Raw genomic sequence first — 24934 nt, 5'->3', positions numbered from 1 at the left:
CTTAATTTAAATTTTCTACATGTTCTATGTTATAGATTTTATGAGCATACTGATTGATGACTTTAGAATTATTCAATACCTGTTGTTTTACAGATTCATCACTTCTGATATTACCTTTATGTTTTTCCTCAACCTCAATATCTAATTCTTCAGAATACTTTTGTTCCACTATACTATCAGTTTGTGCCCCAAAATTTCCCAAAATATATCGAGTTAGTTCTAAGCCATTCATATATTGTCCCAGTTCTCCATTAGTAAACTTCCAAGGAGCTCGTTCTCCGCTTTGAGAATACCATGATTCAAATGTTAGCTTACCGAGAGTATTATCTAATTTATTGACAAAAATATATCTCATTACATCTAATAAAAACGATTCAATCTCAATTACTTCAACTTCTAATAATTCTTGCTTAGATTTCGATTCATTAAAGGAAACTTTAAAATTCTCCGAATTATCAATCGTTTCATCATTACAAATAGTTTCTATAATCGCAGAAACCAGCCACTTCAATTTTTGTTCTGAAAGCTTTTCACTGATAAACATAGACATACTTTCTATAGTGTCTTTTTTATTTTGTTCTATAGAATCTTTGAATGAATTAATGTTCACCTGGTTATCAAAAGGAATGTATGTTGCGCTAGAAATAACACATTTCTTATAATCAGAAACATTCTTTTTGAACGAGTTTTCATAGGGCTGTTGCTGAGTTTCTCCTGTAAAAATATCAATAAGAGACTTCATGATATCAGTTTCGGATAATCCATCAGTTGATTCTCCTAGGTACCCACTCCGAACCTTCTCTTTTCGTTTTCTAGCTTCGAGAATAAGTCCAAATAGAATTCCTCCTGTGAGGCGTGGGATGGTATCAGACATTTTTTTCTCCTCATAACTAATTTAGTAACTATGCCAACTTTATAAACTTTTTCTACAATTGCAAGTAACATTATCTACTTCATAATACAGAGTGAAGATAAGACATATTGTACTTACTGTTCATTATACCAAAATCAAATGTCTTTTCTTCAGATAACTAAATAGTCCTAACTGGTGGCCATCAAATGGACGGATTGAAACAAATATAATGATATGACTATGGCGGTCATATTGTGCACCGAATTGTTTCACCGTTTCTTTGGTGACCCTTTTCATGCCTCATCGGTACACAGTGTGCTCATTTACGTTTCTTTCTGTCCAAGGACGGAAAGGAAAAACTCACTATGAGTAATAAAGTAAACGAACGCCGGGAACGTAATCTCCAAAAAGCTGTTGAGGCTGAAAATTGGATAGAGGTAACTCGTCTTCTCCAACAAGAAGAAAATAATGCTGAACGTCGTGACCGATACCACCACAAAAGAAGCCTTGAAGAGAATACCTCTCGTAACACTGGCAAAAAACGTGAACGCCATGAAATACTCGCTAGTTCTGACCCGAATCCTGAAGAAGCTTTGACCCTAAAGGAATTAAAGCAAAATATTCATAAAGCAAAGGAAACTTTAGTGCCGATAGACCGTAAAATTATTGAGATGGTCGCTGAAGAAGGATTAAGCTACAGGGAAACAGCTCGATATATCTCTAAATATTACAAGAAAATGAGTGATGTTACCGTCAAATCCCATTATCTAAAAGCACTCAACAATTTAGCTCCCTTATTGAATGACTATCGCTAATTCCGAAATCCAGTGCCAAAAACACTGGATTTTTTTCAAAAAGAAATAAAAATTTTTTGAAAAAACTTTGCATTTTGGGTTCTACTTCTCCTTAGTAATAAGGAGGGGGTTAACAACCTAATAACCAAGTCCAGCTCATGACTAAAACCGAGCCTGTCGCATTCATATTATTTCCCAATACACAGGAGGAGCTGCCTTATGGCATTCAAAATGAAAACCACTAAAGGTGGTTACACAACTACACTGGCTGACAAAATCATCAGTCAAAAACAACCGATTTACTCACTTAGTACCGAACTTGAACCACAACAACGGTTTGAAGATGGAAAACCAACAGGAGAAATCGTAGCTTACAAAGCATGGTTTGTACAGGAGGGACAAGATCCTTTCCAAGTAAAATTTGAAAATAAGATTGAGCTTCCAGATTTTCAATCCATGATTCAATTTGACACCCTACAAGCCTGTGAAGTAAAATATAATATTTACTTCAAAGCAGATGGCATCAAGGAGGTTCGGTAGTGGCTTCACAATCTAGTGTTGTGCTGAATCAATCATTTCTGCAATCTTACTTGCTCCAGAGCCTCAATATGGCTCTGGGAGCTTTATTTAATGCAGGGTGAGACCAGCTATACGAACTCCTTCAATATTATTATCCAAGAAAACGGTTTTGTTTTTGTCCCTCGCCTGCCATGTGCCTATATCCTTGATGATGACTTATACAAGAAGATTTTTCTGATTGCTAACGCATCATTATTCCCACAATACACGCTACTAAAACCAAATGCTACCTATTTTATTCCATTAGAGACGAATGACCTACACATTCAACTTGGCTTATTCTTTCCGTGGAAAAAGGGGATTTCAGAACGACTGACAATTCCTGATTTGGATAAATTTTCAGCCAGCTTACCGCAAGGGAACATTCCTATCATGAAAAACTTTGAACTCAACCTAGATAAGGTCAATCATTTTGCTATTGCTGGAAATTCAGGTTCTGGAAAAAGCTATGCTTTAACGTACTTTTTAAGTGTCCTGAAGCACATGTCCGACTTGATAATCATTGACCCTAAATTCGATACCCCAAGTCGTTGGGCAAGAGAAAATCACATTTCAGTTATCCATCCTGTCAAAAATCGCTCAAAATCCGATTTTGTCTCACAGGTCAATGAACAATTAAGCCAGTGTGCAACTCTCATTCAGAAACGACAAGCTATCTTATATGATAACCCCAACCATCAATTTACTCATCTAACCATCGTCATTGATGAAGTTCTTGCTCTATCTGAAGGAGTCAATAAAAATATCAAAGAAGCCTTTTTCTCCTTACTCTCACAGATTGCCCTCTTAGGACGTGCCACCAAAATCCATCTGTTTTTAGTAAGCCAACGTTTTGACCACAATACTATCCCCATTTCAGTGAGGGAACAGCTAAACGTAGTATTGCAAATTGGAAACATCAATCAGAAAACCACTCAATTCTTATTTCCAAATCTAGAACCAGAGGGGATTGTCATTCCAACAGGACATGGTACTGGTCTCATTCAAGTTATCGACAATGAGCACCCCTATCAAGTTCTACCCTTACTATGTCCAACTTACTACACTAAGCGAGGTATTTTATGACGACTAGAAGCTATTTTATGAGAACTCTCAATCTAACACTCTTCTTATTTCTCTTTGCCCCTATTTGTTCTGTCTTCAGCTGGCTATTCAATTTTCTTTCCGTCCAATTAACCAACATCTCATTTGTCAACCTGAGTACAGTTAAAACCATTACTGATATCATTAGTTCTACTTGCCTCGGATTCGCTCTCTTCTCCCTACTTCTTGCCTTACTTTTAATTGGGATAGAGATTTTTCAACGAATAAAAACAGATAGTCTTTGGAACTACTGCCAATCTGTCTATCATACCTTTTTATTAAGACATTTCCTTTTCCAGCGTGAACGAGTACAGAAAATAAGCAATCTCGAACACCCGACCGTCACAACTATAAATCCAATTCATAATGGATTTAACCGAGCTGTTCGCAAGTGTATCGTAGACATACGAAAAGATGCCATCACTATCTTTCTAAAAATTCCTCGAGATCAACAAGGGCAAAAAATTCTAAAAGAGATGGAAGCACTATTAAAAGAAGAGATTGTTAATCAGCACACAGACTATTATTTCTCCTCTCCTATTCGAGTTCGTAATCAAATGTGGTTCAATAGAAAAAACGTTGATCCCTTTGGGGCTGTGGCTTGCGTTAAGCAAAAGCCAGACAGCCCCCTTTTTCTACTCTTTTCCATTATGACCTATTGGGTTTACTACGACCCCCAATAGGTCAATAATCAATAATCATAAAAAAATCAAAAAGACTTTGCATTTACCCAGTCATTTCTCCTTAATAATAAATCAACGGAAATGAGGTAACAGCCTATGGCAAAAGAACAACGCTCAAACAAATGGTCATTTCTCATCTATGAGGAAAGCAAACCAGAGGACTACTTGAATATCTTAGAGGAACTCCATATTCCTTTTATTCTTAGTCCTTGGCATGATAAGGACATTGATAAACAAACAGGAGAGTTCAAAAAGTCGCACAAGCACGGTGCTTTCTTCTTTGATTCACTGAAAAGCTATTCTCAAGTGTCAAATATCGTCAACGATAAGTTAAACGGTCCAGAGCATGTGGAAGTGGTTATGTCTCCTACTGGTTTATTTGACTACTTTACACACGCAGAAAATCCAGATAAGACCCCCTACAATATTGAGGATATTGAAGTCGGTTGTGGCTTTAATTTAGAAAAATTTTTGATGGATATGAATCCCTCAGATTTTATTCATGAAGTCGTTGATATTACCGAAGAAAAAGACTTTACCTAATTTGAAGAGTTAGTCTGGTATGCACGAGCAAACAATACCAATCTATTAGAACTCATTATCAAACGCACCTATTTCTTCGCCAAATATCTGGATTCTCGACGGTTTAATCCAAACCGTCATCGACAACAAAAAGAAGCGCATAAGACGGAGGGAGAAGATTATGAATGATACACCCCTACTACTTACACGGCAACAAGCAGCTGATTTCCTCGGAATTGACCCTAAGTCATTTGATAAATACATCAGAAACCATCCAGATTTTCAGTGTTTTATGGTTGGTAAACATGAACGTTACCTGAAAACCTATTTAATCACATTCATTGAAAATCACTGCGTATAACTATCAATGATTGATAAAATCCGATTTTTCATATATCCTATATGTGACTAGTCTATTTTATCAATCATTTTTTATAGAAAGGCTGATAAAATGGCAACAATTACTAAACGTGGAAATTCTTTCCGTGCAACTGTATCACTCTACAAGAAAGGACAATACAAGAGAGAAACCAAGACTTTCTCTAACAAACAAGATGCTGAACTATGGGCTCTTGAAATGGAGCTAGAAAAAGGACGAGGGAAAGATATTGCTAAACGCTCTACCCTATTTACTGACTTTTATCGTAACTGGGTTAACTCTGTAAAACAGAATGAGGTTCGTGAAGCTACTTTTGTCAATTATAAGCGAACTCTTGTAATCGTAGATGAACTGTTTGAGGGAATGCGACTAAAACACTTAGATGATTTAGTCATGCAAAAGAGGCTTGATAAATACGCTGAAACTCACTCCAAAAAGACAACCAAAGAACCTGTCTTAAAAATCAGAGGTTCACTCAAATATGCCTATGCCAAAGGATTGATTACAAATGACTTTGGCTCACTCTTAAAAGCGAGAGGACAAGAACAACCCAAGCGAAATGTTCCCTTATCTGTAACAGAGTTTAAGACACTCCGAACATATTGCCTTGACCACCAAGAAGATGATGAATTTAATATACTTGTTCTTCTTGCCCTAGAAACTGGTGCACGACGTGGAGAACTACTTGGATTGAAGAAGGAAGATGTTTTTGAACATGGTATCAATATACGCAGGTCAATTAGCCCTATTAGTGATGATACTCAACTAAAAACCAAACACTCTAAACGAGATATTTCTATCAACCAAGATGTTTACTCTGCTCTAATCTCTTTAGCCAATAAAAAAGATGATTATATTTTCGATTGGAACGGATTTAGACAAGCAAACCAACTCCAACGACTTTTGAAAAAATTAGGCTTGAGAAAAACAACCTTTCACGGTTTGCGTGACACTCACTCTTCTTTCCTCTTTTCAAAAGATATTAGCCTGGACTATATTTCTCGTAGGTTAGGACACAATTCAATCCTGACTACTCAAAACTATTATCTTGAACTGATGCCAGAAAAAAAGCACCAGCAAGATGCTGATGCTTTAAGTCTCTTAAACGATTTATCAATATAATTAACACCAACTGACACCAAAAAGGTGCCATAATCGTTGGTATAATAAGGTTTTGATTAACGTTTAGAGAATTGAGACGCTTTACGCGCTTTTTTAAGACCGTATTTTTTACGTTCTTTCATACGAGGGTCACGAGTTAAGAAACCTGCTTTTTTCAAGGATTGACGAAGTTCACCGTCTACATCCAATAAAGCACGGGAAATACCGTGACGGATTGCACCAGCTTGACCGGATGGGCCGCCGCCAGCAACAGTTGCAATAACGTCGTATTGTTCAACTGTATTAGTTAAGTTTAAAGGTTGTTTTACGATCAATTCTAATGTTTGACGACCGAAGTAATCGTTAAGATCACGTTTATTAACAGTGATTTTACCTGTGCCCGGTACCAGACGAACTCTAGCAACGGAAGATTTTCTACGACCAGTGCCGTAATATTGTGCTACTGCCATTATCTATTCCTCCCTCTAGATTATCGTACGGAAATTTCTAACACTTCTGGTTTTTGAGCTGCATGTGGATGCTCAGCACCAGCGTATACGTTTAATTTACGGTATTGTTGTGCACCCAATTTATTTTTTGGAAGCATACCACGAACTGCCATTTCAACTACACGTTCAGGTTGCTTTTCAAGCATCATGGACAATTTAGTGAAACGAGCGCCACCTGGGTAACCAGAATGACGGAAATATTCTTTTTGTTCTAATTTTTTACCAGTTACGCGGATTTTCTCTGCGTTTACAACGATCACATGGTCACCAGTATCAACGTGTGGTGTGAAAGTTGGTTTGTGTTTGCCCCGAAGAACTTTTGCAACTTCGGCAGCAAGGCGTCCTAAAGTTTTACCTTCAGCGTCAACAACATACCATTTCCGTTCAATTGTGTTCGGATTGGCCATAAATGTAGTTTTCATGCTGCATATCCTCCTAATAACGTCGTAATTCTACCAAAATCAGCTAGTCCTCTGCTTCCGGGGCTAATGGAAACACGACTAAAGCTTACTCAAAATAGTATACAGATTTTAACAGTTGGTGTCAACGAAATTTTATATTTTGCCACCTATTTTTATTTTCACAAAAGAAACCCCGCACACAAGAGTATACGGGGTTTGAAGCGCCAAATTATTTGGAGTACAATTCGACGATAAGTGTTTCGTTAACTTCGATAGGAAGTTCTTCACGTTGAGGAAGACGAGTCAAAGTGCCTTTGAAGCCTTCTAAATCTTTTTCAATGTAAGGAAGTTCGAAAGAGCGAAGTTCTTGGAAATTAGTTTTGAACATTTCGTTATCGCGGGACGCTTCACGAAGTTCAATAACGTCACCTGGTTTGCAGGAATAAGATGGAATGTCTACACGACGACCATTTACCAAAATGTGGCCATGGTTTACCATTTGACGCGCTTGACGAATGGAGTTACCGAAGCCGATGCGATACACAAGGTTGTCAAGACGTTGTTCCAAAAGAACAAGCATGTTTTGACCAGTGATGCCTTGCATTTTTTTCGCTTTATCATAATAGCGTACGAACTGGCGTTCTAGCAAGTTGTAGTATGCTTTAACTTTTTGTTTTTCTAATAATTGTGTGCCATACTCAGACATTTTTTTCTGACGTTGGTCTTTTTTGACGCGATTCAAGGCTTTTGCGTGACCGAAAACGTTCACACCAAAGCGACGACAAAGTTTGAATCGAGCCTCTCTTCTCGTTGCCATGTGTTTATCACCTCATAATTAAAATATATACTTGTATCCGAACAGAAAGATACTTACTAAGTCTACCATGAGCAAAGATTACATGTCAATGTAAAATTATTGTCTCACCAAATAAGAGAAGTTTCTAAGCGTAGCAAGTACTTCATCTACATATTGTTCAGCAGATACACGATATTCAAAACCATCTTTTGTTTTTCTTGTAACCGTGAGATCCACACCTACTTTTTCAACAAGTTCTCTTTTCGTCATTGGCGTGGCTAATAAACGCATAACATATAACACACCTACATCAAAGTTATTATGACTTTCATTCAACATATTGGCTGGTGCAATATAGGTATTCGCAGTTCCTTCAACTAAGGCTGCCACATAATTAGTAAATCGCTCAGGTACATATGTAATATTATCTTCAAAAGCAGTAAAAGGAACGAACTCATCTAAAGGACGCAATTTATTAACAATAGTTAAGTAGAATAAACGCGACAAAATAGCTCCTTCATCGATGGCAAGACCTGGATATGTTTGAGCTAGGTAGTCAACTACATCTTGTGCTGTAAAAGATTCACCGCGATCCATGACAGCTTTCACAGCATGATAAAAGGTATTCGTTTCATCATTAGGTGTCGTAGAAGATTCATTGGTACGGAAATGAAGTTGACGCAATGTATTTGTATTAGCTTCTTCATTACGACTAATCATAGGTTCATTAGACCCTTTTGTTAATAAAGAGCATCTAAACTGTGTGTCGTATATATAATCAATATATTGTTCTTTAGCAATATAATCACCATCAGCCAGACGGATAATGTTATCCTTAATACCATCCGGCAACCAGGTAGCATAAGATAACGTCATAGCGCAATCGCCAATGTAAGCACAACCTTGTTTTACAGCACGATCAGCAAACTCATGGAAATATACAGGATCATTAAAAATCTCAAAATATTCATGTGCCACATAATAATTATTAGCACCCAATACAGTTTCTAAATTGCGAATTTTATATCCTTGATTTTCACGAACATTATGATCCATGTTCATAGTTTGACCTAATAATTGAAGTACTTCTTTACCGTATACAGTACGATCCGCTAAGGACATATCTTGTTTATCTTTAGTGGAATACAACATAATATCTCGGAATTGTTCTAATCGCTTCCAACCTGGATATGTATTATACGATACATACGCTACACCATGATCAGATAAGTTGACATTGCAAATGTTTAAAATTTTATCTTTCACTATATCCGGTACCCAAGACCAAATGCCATGAACAATAATATAATCAAAGGTACCGAAGCTTTCATCAATATCAAGAATATTCTTCTCTTCCAATCGAATATTGGTGAGATTCATAGACTCAATAATTTCCATGCCTTGTTTAATTTGTGTAGAAGACAAATCTACACCTACAAATTGAGTGTCAGGATGATATAAAGCTTGTGATATAATATTCCCGCCAAAAGAACAACCTAATTCCAACACCTTTGCGCCTTTTAAAGGAGCTGTTTGTAACCCCATAATTTTAGCCCGGCCAGCCAAACTCGCAATAGACGTATTCGCAAAAGCCTTTGATGAATAGACCACTTCTTCATAGGTTTCTTTAACATTAACAGAATCACTATCCGTTTGTACCCCCTTAACAGGCGTAGCAGAAGATTTTGTTGATATTTGTTTATTCTTTTTAGTTCCTTTTTTCATACTAAATCCTTTATCATTTCTACATGTAATACATATATTGCCCGTATTATATCATAACCTTTAAATTATACCTATTAGAAAATATATACACTTTATTTTATATAATTAAGCAAAATAACTCCTTTTATAGCGTCAATTTAATCATATAAGACTTGCATTATACTTATTTTGCATGATTCATCATAATATACAGATTTATGTAAAAAAAACAATGCTCCTATGATACAATAAATATAGCAAGGTAATATATATGAATTTGGAATCTTATGATTGAATTGGGGTACTAATATGAAAGAATTACCAACAATACAGGAGTTACAAAGTTTTATTACCTATAATAAAACAGGCAGTTTTACTTTAGCTGCACAAACAATGAACATTACACAATCTGCTTTCAGTGCGCAAATGAAAAAATTAGAGCGCCTCGTCGGGGTTAAACTGATTTCCCGATCGACCCGCGGTAGTCGTCTCACACCAGAAGGGGAATTATTTTTGCCAGAAGCAGAACTCGTCCTAGACACATTAGAACGAGCCATACAATCTATTCGTTTAGCGAGCAAAGTAGAACGCCCCGTTCTAAATATAGGCGTCCTTCGTAGTTTAGGTGATATCCGACTCAATGGGTACGTATCTCACTTTTTCGAAAACCATCCGGAATTTTCTGTGTCCATTTATGACATGGAGGAGGAAGAAATCTTATTAGATTTACGAGAAAATCGCATTGATATTGCCCTTCTCTATTTACCAAACAACAAGGATATGTCCTTATACGAATCTAAGGCAGTACGAGAAGATGAATTCGTCTATTATGCACCTAAATTAATTGATAAAGTAAAAGTAGCGTCTGTTAAAAATATATTACAATTTCCTTTATCCATGTATCCTCCGAAATATTTCATGTACCGCACATTAAAATCCTATATTTCTAACGGCCAACAAAACTTACATGTCCGCGGTAGTCGTCTCTCTAACCCATATACGATGATCGACTATTGCGACAAAAACAATTCTGGCTGCATTGTGGCACGGCAAATTTTAGAATCTTTAAATATTAAAAATGGTTTCTTATCATTAGAAAAACCATTAAAATTACAAGCTTGCTTTGCATACAAGAAAAATAACTCCAAAACGGAGACTATGAATACCTTTATGGATTATGTACAACAAAACCCAGATGAATTATAATCACAATACACAAAAAGCCATCTCTTGAGAGATGGCTTTTCTTTTTATCCAGACTTTGATAAGCTGTTCCTATAAACACCTAAAGGTATACATACTTAATCATTATAGTTAACGCGAGGTATTATGTTACTATCGATTCTCTACTTTCTCTTAGCAGGGCTCGCCGAAATCGGCGGCGGCTATTTAATTTGGCTCTATATGAAAGCCGACAAAGGGCCACTCTATTTTTTAGTGGGCGGCATCATCTTAATACTCTATGGAATTATCCCTACCCTACAACCAGTGACTAGCTTTGGCAAAGTTTATGCTGCCTATGGCGGAGTTTTTATTATTTTATCTGTGCTTTGGGGCTGGCTCGTAGATGGCATTCGCCCTGATACGTACGATGTAATTGGCAGCCTCATTTGCCTCATTGGAGTCTATATCATTATGTACGCCCCAAGATAAAGTATTCCCCAAGTCCCCAAATAGGCAAATAAAATAAATACAGACTTATAAGAAAATAAGCAAAAAGGACTATCGAAAGATAGTCCTTTATTTTGGTGGACGATGACAGGATCGAACTGCCGACATCCTGCTTGTAAGGCAGGCGCTCTCCCAGCTGAGCTAATCGTCCATGTGGTGACCCGTCCGGGAATCGAACCCGGGATACCGCCGTGAAAGGGCGGTGTCTTAACCGCTTGACCAACGGGCCATATGAAATTGGCTCCTCGAGTAGGACTCGAACCTACGACCGATCGGTTAACAGCCGATTGCTCTACCGACTGAGCTATCGAGGAACATTTGGAGCGGGAAACGAGATTCGAACTCGCGACCCCCGCCTTGGCAAGGCGGTGCTCTACCACTGAGCTATTCCCGCAGATGGTGGACGATGACAGGATCGAACTGCCGACATCCTGCTTGTAAGGCAGGCGCTCTCCCAGCTGAGCTAATCGTCCATAGTGGTGACCCGTCCGGGAATCGAACCCGGGATACCGCCGTGAAAGGGCGGTGTCTTAACCTCTTGACCAACGGGCCATGTTGGTGACTCACCCGCGACTCGAACGCGGGACACCCTGATTAAAAGTCAGGTGCTCTGCCAACTGAGCTAGTGAGTCAAATTGGCTCCTCGAGTAGGACTCGAACCTACGACCGATCGGTTAACAGCCGATTGCTCTACCGACTGAGCTATCGAGGAACAATGGAGCGGGAAACGAGATTCGAACTCGCGACCCCCGCCTTGGCAAGGCGGTGCTCTACCACTGAGCTATTCCCGCAATGTGGTATGACGATATTACAATCATCAAAACAGTCTACATGAATACGTCAGTTTCGACTGCCTTATAATAATATCAAGTTATCAAGTAGGTGTCAACAAGTTTTCTATAAAATATAAAGGTAATATCTTTATTCTTCAGATTTAATAATCTCTCATTCTATATTTTTAACAATTTTTGCTGGTGTCCCCACTACGACAGTATTTGGAGGAACATCTTTTGTAACTACACTATTGGCACCAATAACAGCATTCTCTCCGATTGTCACGCCTGGTAACACTGTAACATTGGCGCCAAGCCAGGCATTTTCTTTAATATGAATAGGAGAAATTAATAACCCCCGTCTTCGACTTGGCTCTACCCCATGATTAACGGTAATTAACGTAGTTCGAGGACCAATTAATACATAATTCTCGATACATATGCCGCCTAAATCAGTAAAGAATACATCTTTATTAATAAATACATGCTGTCCTATAATTGTATGCTTCCCAAAGTCAGTATGGAATGGCGTATGAACATGAACCGTTTCATGAACCACATCATTCCATAAGCGCGATAAACTATCCCGAACCAAACTTTGTACTGGCTTCATTTGATTCAATTCATAATTTTCTACCATAGAAATTTCTACGATCATATGCAATGCATTATATAGATCCGCCCCTACAGCGATATCTAATGTTTTATTCTTCATAAGCTCAAACCATTGTCTATTATGACCTAATGCTTGCAATAATTCTTTCTCTAACAAAGTTGTTTCTACCTGCCCCATTTATAACACCATGCTTTCTAACTATTATTAACGTCTATCATTTTAATTTACTACTAAACGATTCTAATAATGTGTGGTTAAATAATATGATCTGTTTCTACAGCCATATGTTTTTATTATATAATAGTTATGCCTATTATATTTTTCTATATCTAGATACTATTACAATACCAAATCTAGATATTATTACAATACCAACTACCTGCTATTAAGGAGAGAGTTATGGAATTACGTGTATTAGAATATTTCGTCGTCACCGCTACGGAAAAAAGTATGACAAAAGCAGCGCAACGACTCCATATTACGCAACCAACCTTATCAATTCAACTCAAAGAATTAGAAGAGGAACTGGGTACTACCCTATTAGAACGAACTAATCGGGGTATCATGCTGACCCATGATGGAGAGTATTTCTTTAGCAAAGCAAAAGAAATACTCTCCCTTGTATCAACAACAGTTACTAATCTTCAATATACGGAAGATATAACTGGTGAACTCCGCTTAGGTGGCGCTGAAACACAACATAATGAGTGGCTATTCTCCATTATAAAAAGAATACAAAAGGACTATCCTCGAGTAACGCTCCATTTTACAAGTGGCAATGCAGATAATATCTTACACCACCTTGACACAGGTAATATTGAGTTCGCCGTCACAATGGGTGATGTAGATACGAGAAAATATAATTATCTCTCCTTGCCCTATGAAGATCACTGGATTTTGCTGACCCATAAAGATGCCCCCTTAGCACACCATCCAAGAATTACAAAAGAGTTACTATTCAATGAACCTTTAATCATATCGGAACAAACAAATATAGATGTATCTTTAAGTGAATGGTTTGGTCGTACTCTCGATGAAGTACAAATTGTCGGTACCTATAACTTACTCTACAACGCGACCCTTATGGTAAAAGCTGGAATTGGTTCAGCACTGTCCATTGATGGCATCATCAATACAAGGGAATCAGACTTAATCTCTATACCATTACAACCAGCCTTGACAGTACCTTGCAAATTAATTTGGAAAAAGAATACTACGCTCTCTAACATTGGGAGTTATTTTATTTCAAACATCCAAAAGTCTATTAATGAATAACATAACATCTGTCTATTAGAATAGGCCTCATCTGTTCTATAATATGTAGCTCTAAATATACTTATGACTACTCTTATATTTAATAATATGTCCCTATACGGCACATCGTATAGGGACATTCACATATACAGTCTTCTATTTTCTTAGATTGTTATGGAAAAATTCAGAGAATTTATGGAAAGGAATTTTTTCTGTATTATCATATAAATCGACATGAACCGCATCAGGCACGAGGTAAAGCTCTTTATTTTTATTATCTCCTAATGCATTATAAGCATCTTCCGAAAAATATCTCGAATGAGCATTTTCGCCAGCTACAATAAGTACCGCCCGAGGATTAATAGAATCGCTAAATTCATTAATTTTTGTATTCAATATGGATAACATACTCGCCTGTTTGAAAGCCCCTGATGAATTGACGGAACGTTCATGATAACCACGAGATGTTCTATAATAATCATAGTACTCTTTTATAAATTGCGGTGCATTTTCAGATGGTTCAGGATTGATTCTTGGACCATCTTTTAGTTCCCCTGATTCTGCTTCACTCCAACGATCTTCATTAATTACTTTCAATAAGCTTTCCCGACTATCTTTGTTACTGTCATTATATCCATTTTGTATAACCCTAGGCATATCATACATCACACTTGTTGCTACGGCCTTTACGCGTGTATCCATAGCAGCATTATTTAAAGCAAATCCACCTAAACCACAAATACCAAGTACACCAATTTCATCACGATCTACAAAACTCTGTATCCCTAAAAAGTCGACAGCTGCACTAAAATCTTCTGTATATATTTCTGAAGACACAATATTCTTTACTTCACCATCTGTACTTTCACCAGAATAAGAAGGATCAAAAGCTAATGTCACAAAACCTCGACTAGCTAGCTCCTGTGCATACAAGCCAGACACTTGTTCTTTTACAGCCCCAAAAGGCCCTGCTATGGCAATTGCTTGTAATTTATCGCCTTCTTTAACAGATTTAGGCATGTACAAATCACCAACTAAAGTTACACCATATCGATTCTTAAATTGTACTTTTTCATGTGCCACATCTTGATTTTGTTCGAACACTTTATCCCATGATTCAACTACATTTACCTCTTTTACATGTTTCATTTCTGTAATAGGTACTGGCACAGCCGCATATGATGCACCACCGATTCCACTACCAAATGCCAAGACAGATGCTAAAATTGCTATTTTTGTTAACCCTTTCATAGTTCCTCCAATTATATACAATTCAATAGATAATTAATGCTTATCTTATCAGTTCCTTCTGATGTAATTAGTATAATTCAAACATAAAGATATAACAAATTATTATGTTTAATATCCAGGTATTATTTTAAGCTATATCAAATACAAAAAATAGGGATAGAACTAAATACCATTTAATTCTATCCCTATCAAGGATCCATAAAGCCTACCATTAACTCAATATATATTTTTTTATTTATTTTATATCTTCTTGTAACACTGCTCCATCGCCATCTTCTGCAGCCCGTACTTCTGCTTCTACGAATGTTTTCATATCGTTAAGCATATGCATAGCCGCATCAATAACGGATAATCCCATAGTAGCTCCTAGGCCTTCATCAATGTGCAAATCATAATGCAAATATGGTCCTAGTTGTAAATAACGGCACTGTTCTCTGTGAATAGGCTCATCATAAAGTGCTGATGGAAACACATAATCTTTCACTAATGGTTCTATCGTAATCGCTGCTAATATAGCAGCACCAGTAATAGCATTATCAAAAACGATAGCCATTCGATGACTTGCTGCGCCTAAAATAATTCCAACGAGCACTGCAATATCAACACCACCAGCTACAGCGAGTATGTTCCGTACAGCACTCATGCGGCTTTCAAAATCAAGGCTAGACCAATATGAAGTATTATGTGCCTCACAAAAGGATTGAATGTACTCTAACCCCTGCTTTACAGTGAAACGCTCAGACTCTTGCATAGTTCTTATTTCTGAAAGCCACAGTTCATAATCAGCTCCAATAATGGCCATTGTGGCAATCAGAGCGTCTATATAAGCTCCCTCACCGATATTTCCAAGAGCTACAACTTCAATACCCTCATCATGTAGTTTATCCGCATAAAATCTACCTAATTCTAATGCTCGGTCTAACTCATCAATACGCAAAGTATGTGTATAAGCCTCAGAATTATCGTTTTTAATTATGTGTGTATCAATCATAGGCATAGCAGTCGTATCTTGTGCAAGTCCCACGTTAACCACATAAACAGGAGCTTCTAATTTAGCAGCTGCCCCTTGTGTAGCAGTGCGTCCTTCAGAAAATCGCTGTATCGTAGTCAAACTAGGAGATTCTTCAGTGGCGTTATGCAAAGGATCTACTAAATGATCAGCAGCAACAATAAACACGCCGTATTTTAAATGATTTGGCTTAGGTACTGCCAAGATTCCAGCCATACGCTCTGCCATTTTCTCTAACATTGCCAGACTATATAAGGGTTTCGTCAAATTATCAATACGCAAACGACACGCTTCCATAGAAGGCGTATGTAAGGGTTCAATATTAAATGCTTTCATACGATACGCCTCCTTGTAATGCTAAATACATACGTACTGCTAAATCAAGCATTCCCATTTGGATAGATCCTCCTGACGCTTCACCAAGGCATAATTTCAAATCTACATAGGCCTCTAATCCTAGATTATCTAATGCCGATTTAGCTGCTTTTTCAGCCGATAAATGGGATGCCATAATATAATCCATCGTATTAGGTTCTATTGATTTTGCCACCAGTGCACAAGCACTTGTATTAAAACCATCAATAATAACTAATGCTTTATGTGCTGCTGCACCTAACATAATGCCCACAATACAAGCGAATTCAAAGCCCCCTACAGCCGATAATATACCTATGCCATCGTTTTTATCGATATCTTTATATTTTTCTAATACATCGTGAACAATCCGTTGTTTTAACTTCAACCGTTCGTCGGAAATATTACTGCCTCTACCAGTTGCTTCTTCTGCAGTCAACCCAGCAAATTTTGCCGTCATCAAAGCACTAGCAGTCGTATTAGCAATGCCCATTTCACCAACAAGAAATACATTATAGCCTTCTTGTATTTTTTCTTTTACTAAAGCAATACCCGCTTCAATACCTTCTATAGCTTGCTCCCGTGTCATAGCAGGCTCTTCTACGAAGTTCTTAGTTCCCATACCAAGTTTATGAATACGCAGTCCCGGCACCCATGACATATCGGCAGCTACGCCCATATCGATGACTTCCATATCAGCACCACAATAGTTAGCCAAAGAATTAGCACCAGCCCCTTTAGGAATTAAATAGTTTTGAGTCATACCAATCGTTGTTTCCTTAGGATAAGCGCTAACCCCCATATCAGCTACGCCGTGATCTGCAGAAGCAATAATCATACAGGGTTTTGGAATCTGTACATCCACCTGCCCTGTAGCCGCTGCGTATTGTGCCACTATAGGAACAAGTTTGCCATAAGCCACTGTGCCACCTACCGTGTGCCAAGCCTCTATAATAGATTCTTCAATGTCAGTACTTCGCTTTTCTATACGTTCACAGGTGGTTTCTAAAAGTCCCATACGTCCTCCCTTAAATAACCCGTTAATGCCTGTATATTATTAATAAGTCTCTCATTACTATTATGCCTTTATTTCCTTAATTGGCCCGTTAAGTACGGCAATTTATTACGAATATCTCGGCATTTTTCAAGATATTCTTCTAACGCTTCTCCATTATCGTCAGCTAACAACAATGTTCTTACGTATTCCATTTCTTTTTCAATTTGTGAAAGTCCTTTTAATACATTGTTTCTGTTGCCATAAATGATTTCTCGCCACATGCTTGGCAAGCCGCCTGCTACGCGAGTAGAATCACGGAACCCACCAGCTGATAAACGCATGCGCAACTCTCCTAATTCATCACCTCCAGCAATGTTGGTAATCATAGAAGCCATCAAATGTGGTGTATGACTGACCATAGCCAGGTACTCATCATGTTCATACAACCCTACTCGTTCGATGCGAGAACCCAACGCACGTCCCATATCTTCTAGCTCTTGAGCGACAGTAGCACTATAAGCCGGAGAAGATGGATCTTCTAATATAATCCAACCCATCCCTTTAAATAGATTTTTATGAGATACTTCATAACCACCTTTTTCAGAACCTGCCATAGGGTGAACGGAAACAAAGACAACCCCTTCTGGAATAGATTCATAAACGGCTTTTGCAAAGTTTTCCTTCGCACTCGATACATCAGTAATAATTTGTCCCGGTTTTAAAAGATGTGCTATTTCCTTAAATAACGCCGCATTTGTATCTGGTGGCAAGGAAAAAACAATGATATCTGACTCTTCTAATAAGGGCTCAATCTCCGTATAAGCATGTTTTACAACACCGTCTTGTAATGCCGCCTCACAAACTTCACGACGGCGTGCATAGCCTACTACACTGTAATCTGTATAGGCACTTAAGGCCTTCGCCAAAGAGCCTCCCAGCAATCCTAATCCTATAATACCGACTGTTTTCCCCATAGCATATCCTCATATTCTTATAATTCTATAGACTTTGTCTTTATTATAACATAAAAACGTGCCCTATTAGGGCACGTTTTGTAGCAGATTTACAAAGGTTTTCATTACATCGTGAAGAGCGATGTATAACCCATGTATCTCTACGTATTATGTACATATTATTTGAATTCATCGCAAAGGCTATCAAATAGTGCTTGATCTGGTTTCACTACGTCTTCTGTTAATGGACGCGGATGCATACCACCATTGGCTGCAGCCAATGCTTTTTCAAAGGAAGGACGACTTGTGTCTTGGTAAATCAAACCAGTCACAAGACCTTCTGTATCACCTAATACTTTCAATGCATTAGCACGATCAGCTGGATCGTAACCTTCTGGCAATGTAGTTAAGTGCTCTTTGAACCAATCATAGCTATTGTGTTTGTTGTATGTTACACAAGGGCTAAATACATTGATAAAAGAGAAACCTTCATGATCCATCGCTTGTTGAATCAAATCCACTAATTCAGCGCGGTTGATCATATAGCTTTGAGCTACAAATGTAGCACCTGCTGCGATTGCTGTTTCACAAATAGATAATGGTGTTTCAAATGCACCATGTGGTGTCGTTTTTGTCACAAAACCGATATCAGAACGAGGAGACGCTTGGCCTTTTGTCAAACCATATACATGATTATCCATTACGATATATGTCATATTTACGTTGCGTTTGAACGCATGAATAGTATGACCCATACCGATAGCGAACGCATCGCCGTCACCAGAACAAGCTATCACTTCTAAATCTTGATTCGCTAATTTCACACCTTGTGCATAAGGAAGTGCACGACCATGTGTGGTATGCGCACCATAAGCATAGAAATAACCACCGATACGGCTAGAACAGCCGATACCAGAAATAACGGCTAATTTTTCTGGTGCAATATTCTTAGCTGCAACTGCATCAGTGATAGCAGCTTGGACGCCGTAATGGCCACAGCCTGGACACCAGTTAGGACGAATATCGTTTCTGTAATCTTTAGCTGTTGTCATATTATAGGACCTCCTTAATCGCATGTTTCACATAACTTTTTGTGAATGGATTGCCATCGTATTTCAAGCAGCTAGAAATTTTAGATTTCTTATGCATGTTGATCTTGAACAAGTTCGTTAATTGTCCTGTTTTATTGTGTTCAACAACAACTACTTTTTTAGCAGCATCCATAAATGGTTGCAATTGTTTAGCTGGGAACGGTTTAATGAGGCGCAATTGTAAGTGGTTTACTTTTACCCCTTCTTCATCAAACTCAGCTACCGCTTCTTCAATAGCACCGCGACTAGAAGCAATACCTACAACGAGAACATCAGCTTCATCGTATTTTGCATTGTTCAAGAATGGCTCATAATTATCAGCCACTGTTTCTAATTTGCGGAAACGTTTGTCCGTTTGGGCAACGTGCATAGTTGGTGCTTCTGCAGGTTTACCTTCTTCATTATGTTCCAAACCAGTGGAAAGGAATAAACCATTTTTCATGCCTGGAATAACACGTGGAGAAATACCATCTTCTGTCAATTCAAAGCGTTTGAAGTAGTTTGGTTGCACCAATTCAGGAAGATCGGCTTCTTTCATCATTTTACCGCGGTTAATAGGTACACGGTTCAAATCGAAAGCTGGTACAGATTGTTTATTCAAACCTTGTTGTAAGTCTGGCATGAAAATAACTGGACATTGATACATTTCAGCTAAGTTGAAAGCTTTTTGAATCTCATAGAAACATTCTTCAATTGATGTTGGAGCAATAACGATCCCAGAGTAATCGCCATGCGCATTGTAGCAAGCCGCATCAATATCGGATTGTTCTACTTTCGTAGCCATACCAGTAGATGGACCAGAACGTTGTACATCGATAACAACCATTGGCAGTTCAGCCATAGACGCCATAGACAAGGACTCAGCCATCAAGGAAAGACCTGGACCAGATGTACATGTAAAGCCACGAACGCCTGCATATACGCCACCCATAGCAGTCATACAAGCAGCGATTTCGTCTTCTGTTTGTACCACAGTAGCGCCCAATTTATCCATATGTTTAATCATATATTCCATAACTTCAGAAGCTGGAGTGATTGGATAAGACGCCATGAATCGAGAACCTGCTGCAATGGCACCCAGAGCACACGCTTCGTTACCGAGCAAGAACATTTGGTCTTTTTTACCAGGTACAGGTAATGTGTCGATGTCTACATCCCCCATATTCTCCATAACAAGAGTATGTCCATCTTCAAAAGCTTGTAAGTTTTTATCAATAATATCTTGCGATTTACTAGCGAAACGCGCTGCAATAGCATCGCGGAATGTTTGTTTTTCAAAGCCCAATAGCGCTACGGACATCCCTAATGCTACGATATTTCTCATCAACAAAGAGCCTTGTTTCAAAGCTGTTTCAGAGATTGGTAAGGATAAACAAGTGATGTTAGCATTTTCATACTTAGAAAAGTCTGGTTGCACTTTGCTATCGCAAATGATATAACCACCATCGCGCACTTCTACACCATGCATATCAACTGTTTCTTGGTCTAATGCCAATAAGAAGTCGATATTTTCACCGATAGACATGATTTGCTCTAATGCTACGCGTAATGCGAATGTAGTGTGACCACCTTTAATACGAGATGCGAACAAACGTTGACTGTATAAAGAATATCCTTCTTTTGCAAGGATTGTGGCCATAATTTCGCCACAACTCTCAATACCTTCACCTTGTTGTCCACCCATTTTCCAGATAAAATCTTTACGTTTTTGCAAGAGATTCACCCTCCTTAGGATACTAATTCCACTGCTGACAAGTGTATACCCTACTCAATTGACTTACAGCCAAGTAATAAACCTGTCTCATACTGTCATTGTATCACTTCTCATAAGGGTTTACAATGTATCATTTCGCATAATATTAGCATTAAATATACGTATCATTACTAAAAATTATAAATAAAAAGAGCAGCCTATTTGCATGGCTGCTACTTTTACGGATGATTAATATATTTCTCTAATATACTTTACACGCAAAAAAGTCGTAAATTATATAGAATATTTATTCTTTAATCCTTTGTACTGCCGCCTCCATAGAGGAATCAGTAAAAAAGATTTCTTCTAATACCAGTCCTTGCGGCGGCGCTGTTTTTCCAATTCTCCGGCGGTCTTTCGCCAACAATAACTGCGGTACTGCACGGGGATCAATACGACCTAACCCGATATCGACGAGCAGTCCTGCAATATTGCGTACCATGTGATAGAGAAATCCATCTCCAACGACATCAATCCGAATGTGCCCATGGTGCTCCGTAATCCCCACCGCATAAATGGTCTTCACTGGATCCACAGGGGTCGTGTTAGCCCCTTTTAAGGTAGTAAAATCATGGGTCCCCTCTAAATATCGAGCCCCTTCTTGCATAGCTTCTATATGTAAAGGCTTCTTCACATGCCAATGGTAGCGATGGGTTAAAGGATCCGCAATGAGGCGATTATAAATTGTATAACTATAGGCTTTGCCGAAAATATTATGCCGTGGCTTCCAATCTAAGGGAATTTCAATGGCCTCTACAACCACAATATCTTTCGGCAAATGAGCAATCATAGCACGCGGAATATTCTCTACAGGAATATTCCCCGACGTTTGGAATGCACACACTTGAAAGCGCGCATGAACTCCTGCATCTGTACGCGATGCACCATATACTTGGATAGGTTCATTACAGATTTTGGACAGTCCTTCTTCTAAGGCGCCTTGTACCGTTATGCCTTTATCGGCAGGCTGTTTTTGATACCCTGCTAAGTGAGTCCCATCATAAGCAACAATAATTCGTATATTTCTCATCGATGTAACCACCATAACACAATGAGTACTACAGTGACGAGGATTACTGTACCTACTCCAATGTAATCAATAGGAGTAATGGTCAATTCTTTCATCCGTGTTCGATTGACGCCACCACGATAGCACCGAGCTTCCATAGCAATGGCTAATTCATCAGCACGTCGGAAGGCGCTAATAAACAATGGCACTAATAGAGGCACCATATTTTTAGCCCGTTGAATGAGACTGCCTGTGACAAAATCAGCGCCCCTTGCAGATTGAGCTTTCATAATTCGATCTGTTTCGTCTAGCAAGGTAGGAATAAATCGTAACGCAATAGTCATCATCATCGCTAGTTCGTGGGCTGGCACACCGATACGACGGAAAGGTGATAATAGATGTTCTATACCATCTGTCAATCGAATTGGCGATGTAGTATAGGTCAACAACGAGGAAAAAAGGATTAAGAAAATCAATCGCGCCCCCATTTGTAAACCCATGGCTACGCCTTTATCTGTAATATTAATGATACCGTAAGAGAAAAGGCTTTCACCAGGGGTCGTAAAGATGTGAATACCCATAGTAAAAACGATAATAATCCATAAGGGTTTAACAGAACGCCACAAAAGATTCAACGGTAATCGAGACAGCAATAAAGCGCCTACTGTAAAGGCCCCTACAATACCATAAGCAAGCGGTGTATTAGCTAAGAAAATAGCGATAATAAAAATAGTGGTAGCAATGATTTTAGCCCTTGGATCCATGCGATGGATGAAGGAATTACCAGGAAAATACTGGCCAATCGTAATATTATTTAACATGTTGGCCTCCTTCCACAATTGCCTCTACTGCGTCATCTACAGTGAGGATATCGTTAGAAATAGGCAACCCTCTCTCCCGCAATGATTCAATAAGAACCGATACAGGCGGCACATCGACACCGACACTTTGCAACACTTGGCGATGGTCTTTAAAAATCGTCAATGGTTCACCATCAAGAACGACTTGCCCTTTATCAAGAACGATAAGGCGCGTAGCCATTCGAGAAATATCTTCCATATTGTGAGACACAAGAATGACAGTGATGCCTTTTTCTTTGTGTAATTTAATGATTTGTTCAAAAATCTCTTCTCGTCCAAATGGATCAAGACCTGCTGATGGTTCATCGAGGACGAGGAAATCCGGTTCCATAGCGATAACACCAGCAATAGCAACGCGGCGCATTTGTCCCCCCGACAGATGGAATGGAGACCGCTCTGCATAAATATCATAATGTAGCCCTACAAACTGCATGGCTTCCCGTACACGGCGGTCTACTTCATCATCAGGTAACCCTAAATTTTTAGGCCCAAAGGCAATATCTTGAGCTATTGTTTCTTCGAAGAGCTGATGTTCTGGATATTGAAATACCATACCTACCTTATGGCGCATCGTCTTAGCTTCTTCTGTTTTGGCGCTAATATCTACACCATTCACAGTAACCGTGCCTGTCGTTGGATGTAATAAACCATTTAAATGTTGTACGAACGTGGATTTACCTGATCCTGTATGACCAATGATACCGAGAAATTCTCCATTCTCAATGGAGAGGGAAATGCCCGATAAAGCTTGTTTCTCAAAAGGAGTCCCTACACCGTACGTATAGGTAATGGAATCTAGTTGTATAGCCATTACTGTGCTCCTCCTTTATGAAATACTGATTCTAAAGCAGTACCTAATTCATCATTAGTAATGATATCTTTAGGCAAATCCATGCCTTTGTCTTGCAATTTAGCCGCCACTTCTGCCGCTACTGGCACATCCAGGCCTAGGGATTTCAACGTATCTACTTGCGTGAAGATCTCTCGTGGTGTACCTTCTTGCAACTTAACGCCATTTTTCATAACTACTATGCGATCAGCCGTAACCGCTTCTTCCATAAAATGAGTAATATATACGATAGTAATACCTTCTTCTTTATTAAGTTTATGCACTGTTTGCAATACTTCTTGACGCCCTTTCGGATCAAGCATAGCCGTCGGTTCATCTAAAACAATGCAATCCGGCTTCATAGCGAGAACCCCTGCAATAGCAACGCGCTGTTTTTGACCGCCTGATAAGAGATGCGGCCCATGCTCAGCATAATCTGTCATATTGACAGCAGCTAAAGCATCATCTACGCGTTTACGAATATCTTCACTAGGAATTCCTAAATTTTCTGGACCAAAGGCTACATCTTCTTCTACAACAGCCGCTACAATTTGATTATCTGGATTTTGGAATACCATCCCTACATGTTGGCGAATATCCCAAATATGATCCGTATCGAGCGTATCGTAACCACATACAGTAATGGAACCTTCGCTAGGCTGTAGTAAGACGTTAAAATGTTTAGCTAACGTACTTTTACCACTCCCATTAGTCCCGATAATAGCGACAAACTCTCCCCGCTTGATAGATAAAGTTACATCATCTAAGGCGCGTACATCATTGCCATTTTCATCGGTATAGATATGACTTACATGATCTACATCAATCATGATATCTTCTGTGTTCATTCTTTTCGTACCTTTCTAAGTCAATTTCGCTGTCTATGAAAGCATATTCATACTCACCGCACCACAAACTACTGATAGGTACAGTACAACTCATTTTACGAGAAATCTAACATTCTCTCATATAAGCGATAACTGCTATTAACGACGATATATATACTAGTCGATTGTACCACATATGGAGGCATAAAAAAAAGGTTCTATAATAAATGTTGGGGTGTCACCATCAAGGTGGCACAACCAACATTATTTTTTTGCAAAAAAA

Annotated in this window: 25 protein-coding genes, 9 tRNA genes and 1 pseudogene; 10 read left to right on the top strand and 25 right to left on the bottom strand. The window is 38.6% G+C overall.

The window, feature by feature from the left end:
* Position 1: 1 nt before the first annotated feature.
* On the bottom strand, positions 2-874 hold the full coding sequence (locus NFR29_RS05820; protein ID WP_251424447.1) for a hypothetical protein: 873 nt from the start codon (positions 872-874) through the stop codon (positions 2-4).
* A gap of 344 nt (positions 875-1218) precedes the next feature.
* On the opposite strand from NFR29_RS05820, the gene NFR29_RS05815 reads away from it, so the two are divergent.
* From NFR29_RS05815 to NFR29_RS05790, 7 genes and pseudogenes are all read left to right on the top strand, one after another.
* Positions 1219-1668, top strand: coding sequence for an RNA polymerase sigma factor (locus NFR29_RS05815; protein ID WP_251424445.1), 450 nt, complete (start codon positions 1219-1221; stop codon positions 1666-1668).
* 198 nt (positions 1669-1866) lie between these two features.
* On the top strand, positions 1867-2187 hold the full coding sequence (locus tag NFR29_RS05810) for a hypothetical protein (RefSeq protein WP_251424443.1): 321 nt from the start codon (positions 1867-1869) through the stop codon (positions 2185-2187).
* 90 nt (positions 2188-2277) lie between these two features.
* The gene (locus NFR29_RS05805; protein ID WP_251424441.1) at positions 2278-3291 is read left to right on the top strand and encodes a P-loop NTPase family protein; all 1014 of its coding nucleotides are present in this window, start codon (positions 2278-2280) and stop codon (positions 3289-3291) included.
* Complete coding sequence (locus NFR29_RS05800) at positions 3288-3992, top strand: hypothetical protein (RefSeq protein ID WP_251424439.1); 705 nt, start codon at positions 3288-3290, stop codon at positions 3990-3992. The genes NFR29_RS05805 and NFR29_RS05800 overlap by 4 nt, the downstream gene beginning before the upstream one ends.
* A 96-nt stretch (positions 3993-4088) precedes the next feature.
* The gene (locus NFR29_RS05795) at positions 4089-4535 is read left to right on the top strand and encodes a replication protein (RefSeq protein ID WP_251424436.1); all 447 of its coding nucleotides are present in this window, start codon (positions 4089-4091) and stop codon (positions 4533-4535) included.
* A 12-nt stretch (positions 4536-4547) separates the two neighbouring features.
* A pseudogene (locus tag NFR29_RS08330) lies at positions 4548-4703 on the top strand (hypothetical protein); the annotation flags it as partial.
* A 262-nt stretch (positions 4704-4965) separates the two neighbouring features.
* Complete coding sequence (locus tag NFR29_RS05790; protein ID WP_251424435.1) at positions 4966-6015, top strand: site-specific integrase; 1050 nt, start codon at positions 4966-4968, stop codon at positions 6013-6015.
* 56 nt (positions 6016-6071) lie between these two features.
* Here the strand turns inward: NFR29_RS05790 and rpsI are convergent, their stop codons facing one another.
* From rpsI to NFR29_RS05770, 4 genes are all read right to left on the bottom strand, one after another.
* The gene (rpsI, locus tag NFR29_RS05785) at positions 6072-6464 is read right to left on the bottom strand and encodes a 30S ribosomal protein S9 (protein WP_251424433.1); all 393 of its coding nucleotides are present in this window, start codon (positions 6462-6464) and stop codon (positions 6072-6074) included.
* Positions 6465-6484: 20 nt separating this feature from the next.
* On the bottom strand, positions 6485-6925 hold the full coding sequence (gene rplM / locus NFR29_RS05780; protein ID WP_251424431.1) for a 50S ribosomal protein L13: 441 nt from the start codon (positions 6923-6925) through the stop codon (positions 6485-6487).
* 208 nt (positions 6926-7133) lie between these two features.
* Positions 7134-7721, bottom strand: a complete 588-nt coding sequence (rpsD, locus tag NFR29_RS05775; protein ID WP_251424429.1) for a 30S ribosomal protein S4 — start codon at positions 7719-7721, stop codon at positions 7134-7136.
* A gap of 96 nt (positions 7722-7817) precedes the next feature.
* Entirely contained in the window at positions 7818-9425 is a 1608-nt protein-coding gene (locus NFR29_RS05770) for a class I SAM-dependent methyltransferase (protein ID WP_251424427.1), read from the bottom strand.
* A gap of 288 nt (positions 9426-9713) precedes the next feature.
* On the opposite strand from NFR29_RS05770, the gene NFR29_RS05765 reads away from it, so the two are divergent.
* Positions 9714-10610, top strand: coding sequence for a LysR family transcriptional regulator (locus NFR29_RS05765; protein ID WP_251424425.1), 897 nt, complete (start codon positions 9714-9716; stop codon positions 10608-10610).
* 123 nt (positions 10611-10733) lie between these two features.
* The gene (locus NFR29_RS05760) at positions 10734-11057 is read left to right on the top strand and encodes a YnfA family protein (protein ID WP_251424423.1); all 324 of its coding nucleotides are present in this window, start codon (positions 10734-10736) and stop codon (positions 11055-11057) included.
* 93 nt (positions 11058-11150) lie between these two features.
* Here the strand turns inward: NFR29_RS05760 and NFR29_RS05755 are convergent.
* The 10 genes from NFR29_RS05755 to NFR29_RS05710 form a co-directional block, all read right to left on the bottom strand.
* Positions 11151-11226 (bottom strand) — tRNA-Val (locus tag NFR29_RS05755).
* Between the two features lie 3 nt (positions 11227-11229).
* Positions 11230-11304 (bottom strand) — tRNA-Glu (locus tag NFR29_RS05750).
* A 9-nt stretch (positions 11305-11313) separates the two neighbouring features.
* Positions 11314-11389 (bottom strand) — tRNA-Asn (locus tag NFR29_RS05745).
* 5 nt (positions 11390-11394) lie between these two features.
* Positions 11395-11469, bottom strand: a tRNA-Gly gene (locus NFR29_RS05740).
* A 3-nt stretch (positions 11470-11472) separates the two neighbouring features.
* Positions 11473-11548: transfer RNA gene (locus NFR29_RS05735), tRNA-Val, on the bottom strand.
* Positions 11549-11552: 4 nt separating this feature from the next.
* Positions 11553-11627: transfer RNA gene (locus tag NFR29_RS05730), tRNA-Glu, on the bottom strand.
* Between the two features lie 4 nt (positions 11628-11631).
* A tRNA-Lys gene (locus NFR29_RS05725) sits at positions 11632-11707 on the bottom strand.
* A 4-nt stretch (positions 11708-11711) separates the two neighbouring features.
* A tRNA-Asn gene (locus NFR29_RS05720) sits at positions 11712-11787 on the bottom strand.
* A gap of 4 nt (positions 11788-11791) precedes the next feature.
* Positions 11792-11866 (bottom strand) — tRNA-Gly (locus tag NFR29_RS05715).
* Positions 11867-12020: 154 nt separating this feature from the next.
* On the bottom strand, positions 12021-12641 hold the full coding sequence (locus tag NFR29_RS05710) for a DapH/DapD/GlmU-related protein (RefSeq protein ID WP_251424422.1): 621 nt from the start codon (positions 12639-12641) through the stop codon (positions 12021-12023).
* 222 nt (positions 12642-12863) lie between these two features.
* Between NFR29_RS05710 and NFR29_RS05705 the strand changes: the two genes are divergently transcribed.
* Complete coding sequence (locus tag NFR29_RS05705) at positions 12864-13739, top strand: LysR family transcriptional regulator (RefSeq protein WP_251424419.1); 876 nt, start codon at positions 12864-12866, stop codon at positions 13737-13739.
* A 135-nt stretch (positions 13740-13874) separates the two neighbouring features.
* Here the strand turns inward: NFR29_RS05705 and NFR29_RS05700 are convergent, their stop codons facing one another.
* From NFR29_RS05700 to NFR29_RS05655, 10 genes are all read right to left on the bottom strand, one after another.
* Entirely contained in the window at positions 13875-14969 is a 1095-nt protein-coding gene (locus tag NFR29_RS05700) for an alpha/beta hydrolase (RefSeq protein ID WP_251424417.1), read from the bottom strand.
* A 235-nt stretch (positions 14970-15204) separates the two neighbouring features.
* Positions 15205-16314, bottom strand: a complete 1110-nt coding sequence (locus NFR29_RS05695; protein WP_251424415.1) for a nicotinate-nucleotide--dimethylbenzimidazole phosphoribosyltransferase — start codon at positions 16312-16314, stop codon at positions 15205-15207.
* On the bottom strand, positions 16301-17350 hold the full coding sequence (locus tag NFR29_RS05690) for a nicotinate-nucleotide--dimethylbenzimidazole phosphoribosyltransferase (protein WP_251424413.1): 1050 nt from the start codon (positions 17348-17350) through the stop codon (positions 16301-16303). The genes NFR29_RS05695 and NFR29_RS05690 overlap by 14 nt, the downstream gene beginning before the upstream one ends.
* Before the next feature lie 68 nt (positions 17351-17418).
* Positions 17419-18303 carry a prephenate dehydrogenase gene (locus NFR29_RS05685; protein ID WP_251424410.1) on the bottom strand — a complete coding sequence of 295 codons (885 nt, stop codon included), beginning with the start codon at positions 18301-18303 and terminating at the stop codon, positions 17419-17421.
* A 158-nt stretch (positions 18304-18461) separates the two neighbouring features.
* The gene (locus NFR29_RS05680; protein ID WP_251424408.1) at positions 18462-19334 is read right to left on the bottom strand and encodes a 2-oxoacid:ferredoxin oxidoreductase subunit beta; all 873 of its coding nucleotides are present in this window, start codon (positions 19332-19334) and stop codon (positions 18462-18464) included.
* Between the two features lies 1 nt (position 19335).
* Positions 19336-21087, bottom strand: coding sequence for a 2-oxoacid:acceptor oxidoreductase subunit alpha (locus tag NFR29_RS05675; RefSeq protein ID WP_338146905.1), 1752 nt, complete (start codon positions 21085-21087; stop codon positions 19336-19338).
* 286 nt (positions 21088-21373) lie between these two features.
* Positions 21374-22156 (bottom strand): tRNA pseudouridine(38-40) synthase TruA, encoded by a 783-nt coding sequence (gene truA / locus NFR29_RS05670; protein ID WP_251424404.1) that lies wholly within the window; start codon positions 22154-22156, stop codon positions 21374-21376.
* Positions 22153-22956 carry an energy-coupling factor transporter transmembrane component T family protein gene (locus tag NFR29_RS05665; protein WP_251424402.1) on the bottom strand — a complete coding sequence of 268 codons (804 nt, stop codon included), beginning with the start codon at positions 22954-22956 and terminating at the stop codon, positions 22153-22155. Before NFR29_RS05665 ends, truA begins: the two co-directional genes overlap by 4 nt.
* Positions 22946-23806, bottom strand: a complete 861-nt coding sequence (locus NFR29_RS05660; RefSeq protein ID WP_251424400.1) for an energy-coupling factor transporter ATPase — start codon at positions 23804-23806, stop codon at positions 22946-22948. Before NFR29_RS05660 ends, NFR29_RS05665 begins: the two co-directional genes overlap by 11 nt.
* A complete protein-coding gene (locus NFR29_RS05655; protein ID WP_251424398.1) occupies positions 23806-24672 on the bottom strand; it encodes an energy-coupling factor transporter ATPase in 867 nt (288 codons plus the stop codon). Before NFR29_RS05655 ends, NFR29_RS05660 begins: the two co-directional genes overlap by 1 nt.
* Positions 24673-24934: the final 262 nt, after the last annotated feature.

The sequence above is a fragment of the Veillonella agrestimuris genome (assembly GCF_943193065.1).
GTDB lineage: Bacteria > Bacillota > Negativicutes > Veillonellales > Veillonellaceae > Veillonella > Veillonella agrestimuris.
This window is presented reverse-complemented; position numbering and strand designations above follow the sequence as displayed.

Bases quoted from the DNA above. Each gene is read 5' to 3' on its own strand.
- NFR29_RS05820 (WP_251424447.1), bottom strand. From the start codon at position 874: ATGTCTGATACCATCCCACGCCTCACAGGAGGAATTCTATTTGGACTT.
- NFR29_RS05815 (WP_251424445.1), top strand. From the start codon at position 1,219: ATGAGTAATAAAGTAAACGAACGCCGGGAACGTAATCTCCAAAAAGCT.
- NFR29_RS05810 (WP_251424443.1), top strand. From the start codon at position 1,867: ATGGCATTCAAAATGAAAACCACTAAAGGTGGTTACACAACTACACTG.
- NFR29_RS05805 (WP_251424441.1), top strand. From the start codon at position 2,278: ATGCAGGGTGAGACCAGCTATACGAACTCCTTCAATATTATTATCCAA.
- NFR29_RS05800 (WP_251424439.1), top strand. From the start codon at position 3,288: ATGACGACTAGAAGCTATTTTATGAGAACTCTCAATCTAACACTCTTC.
- NFR29_RS05795 (WP_251424436.1), top strand. From the start codon at position 4,089: ATGGCAAAAGAACAACGCTCAAACAAATGGTCATTTCTCATCTATGAG.
- NFR29_RS05790 (WP_251424435.1), top strand. From the start codon at position 4,966: ATGGCAACAATTACTAAACGTGGAAATTCTTTCCGTGCAACTGTATCA.
- rpsI (WP_251424433.1), bottom strand. From the start codon at position 6,464: ATGGCAGTAGCACAATATTACGGCACTGGTCGTAGAAAATCTTCCGTT.
- rplM (WP_251424431.1), bottom strand. From the start codon at position 6,925: ATGAAAACTACATTTATGGCCAATCCGAACACAATTGAACGGAAATGG.
- rpsD (WP_251424429.1), bottom strand. From the start codon at position 7,721: ATGGCAACGAGAAGAGAGGCTCGATTCAAACTTTGTCGTCGCTTTGGT.
- NFR29_RS05770 (WP_251424427.1), bottom strand. From the start codon at position 9,425: ATGAAAAAAGGAACTAAAAAGAATAAACAAATATCAACAAAATCTTCT.
- NFR29_RS05765 (WP_251424425.1), top strand. From the start codon at position 9,714: ATGAAAGAATTACCAACAATACAGGAGTTACAAAGTTTTATTACCTAT.
- NFR29_RS05760 (WP_251424423.1), top strand. From the start codon at position 10,734: ATGTTACTATCGATTCTCTACTTTCTCTTAGCAGGGCTCGCCGAAATC.
- NFR29_RS05710 (WP_251424422.1), bottom strand. From the start codon at position 12,641: ATGGGGCAGGTAGAAACAACTTTGTTAGAGAAAGAATTATTGCAAGCA.
- NFR29_RS05705 (WP_251424419.1), top strand. From the start codon at position 12,864: ATGGAATTACGTGTATTAGAATATTTCGTCGTCACCGCTACGGAAAAA.
- NFR29_RS05700 (WP_251424417.1), bottom strand. From the start codon at position 14,969: ATGAAAGGGTTAACAAAAATAGCAATTTTAGCATCTGTCTTGGCATTT.
- NFR29_RS05695 (WP_251424415.1), bottom strand. From the start codon at position 16,314: ATGAAAGCATTTAATATTGAACCCTTACATACGCCTTCTATGGAAGCG.
- NFR29_RS05690 (WP_251424413.1), bottom strand. From the start codon at position 17,350: ATGGGACTTTTAGAAACCACCTGTGAACGTATAGAAAAGCGAAGTACT.
- NFR29_RS05685 (WP_251424410.1), bottom strand. From the start codon at position 18,303: ATGGGGAAAACAGTCGGTATTATAGGATTAGGATTGCTGGGAGGCTCT.
- NFR29_RS05680 (WP_251424408.1), bottom strand. From the start codon at position 19,334: ATGACAACAGCTAAAGATTACAGAAACGATATTCGTCCTAACTGGTGT.
- truA (WP_251424404.1), bottom strand. From the start codon at position 22,156: ATGAGAAATATACGAATTATTGTTGCTTATGATGGGACTCACTTAGCA.
- NFR29_RS05665 (WP_251424402.1), bottom strand. From the start codon at position 22,956: ATGTTAAATAATATTACGATTGGCCAGTATTTTCCTGGTAATTCCTTC.
- NFR29_RS05660 (WP_251424400.1), bottom strand. From the start codon at position 23,806: ATGGCTATACAACTAGATTCCATTACCTATACGTACGGTGTAGGGACT.
- NFR29_RS05655 (WP_251424398.1), bottom strand. From the start codon at position 24,672: ATGAACACAGAAGATATCATGATTGATGTAGATCATGTAAGTCATATC.